Origin of the sequence: Halomonas sp. 707B3 (genome assembly GCF_024158645.1) — a bacterium.
GTDB lineage: Bacteria > Pseudomonadota > Gammaproteobacteria > Pseudomonadales > Halomonadaceae > Vreelandella > Vreelandella lionensis.
Genome location: NZ_JAMZBE010000299.1, coordinates 1 through 1,343 on the forward strand (window position 1 = coordinate 1; position 1,343 = coordinate 1,343).

The following is a 1,343-nucleotide window of genomic DNA, read 5'->3' on the forward strand; positions in this document are numbered from 1 at the left end:
GCCTCGCATTCGCGCATAGCGGTGCCCGTGCAACTGCTTGGCGTCGGCGAAGCTGCGCTCCACCGTCTCCTTGCGTCGTTGATAGAGCTTCTTGCCTGGTTCTGTCAGCCGTCGGGCATCCACCCGATCCTTGTCGTCCTGCCAGACGTGCCGTGTGACCGTTTTTGTCTGCTTGGCGTTGCGGGTACAGGTCGCCAGCCGAGGACAGCCCCGGCAGATCTCAGGATCACTGCGATAGTGGCGGTAGCCATGTCGGTCCGTGGTGGCATAGATCAGCGACTGGCCCTCTGGGCACTGATAGGTGTTGGTTGCCGCGTCATACGTAAAGGCGCGCTTGGGAAGATACCCCTTGAGTTTACTGGGGCGGCGGTAGCCAATGACACCATACAGACCGCGCTCTTCCAGCCCATGACAGATAGCCGCTGTAAAGTAACCCGCGTCGAGGCCGACACCGACGGGGTCCAGCCCGAAGCGCTGGCACTGATGATCCAGTCGCGCCAAGTAAGGCACGCTATCGTGCACACTGGCCGGGGTGACATGGGTATCGGTAATAATGGCGTACTTGCCGTCCACCGTGCGGTGATCCAGATAAAAGAACCCTGTTGGCTTGCCATCGCGCACCATATAGCCGCTATCCGGGTCGGTAAGGCTGATTTTCTTTTCGACAGTGGCCGGTGCCTTAGCACGCGGCGTCAGGGCTTTTTTCCGTGTTGAGCGCGGTCCTCCTCAACCGCCACGTCCAGGGCGTCCAGATAGTCCCGTGCCGTCGTCTCGACCGCTTGGCGCTCAAAACGATGCTTGTTGGCATTGGCCTTGAGATGCGTGCTGTCGGTGTAGAGCACGTCGCCGCCCACCAAGCCTTGTGCGATGGCTTGCTCGACAATGGTATCGAAGATCTCTTGGTGGATCGTGCTGTCGGAGAAGCGGCGGCGCCGGTTCTGGCTGATCGTTGAGGCGTCGGGCACCTTGTCGGTCAAGCGCAAGCCGAGGAACCAGCGGTAGGCGACGTTCACCTGGAACTCGCGCATCAACTGGCGCTCGCTACGAATGCCAAACAGATAGCCGATCAACAAGGCCTTGAAGAGCAGCACGGGATCCAGCGCAGGTCGACCATTATCAGCGCAGTAAAGATGACGGACGCGCTCGCGGATAAAGCTGAAGTCGAGGGCGGCCTCAATCTGACGCAACAAATGGTTGGAGGGTACGAGTTCTTCGAGCGTGACCATCTCCAGTTCGTGCTGTTGGGGGGAAGGGTCTTTGAGCATATCGGCCACCACTAAAAACGATACGCTTATCAAAGCAAAACCCTGGCCGAAGGGCCAGGGCTTTGTCAGCAGTCTGAA

At 59.3% G+C, this 1,343-nt stretch carries 1 protein-coding gene; it reads right to left on the minus strand.

Annotated features, from left to right (window positions below; all coding sequences use genetic code 11):
- Nucleotides 1-1,265 (minus strand): IS1182 family transposase gene (locus BIS10_RS18765; RefSeq protein ID WP_253507807.1). Its coding sequence is split into 2 segments (ribosomal slippage), with 1,266 coding nucleotides annotated over them: nt 1-695 and nt 695-1,265; the frame shifts between segments, so codons are not numbered across the junction. This gene is flagged as partial in the annotation.
- Nucleotides 1,266-1,343 lie beyond the last annotated feature (78 nt).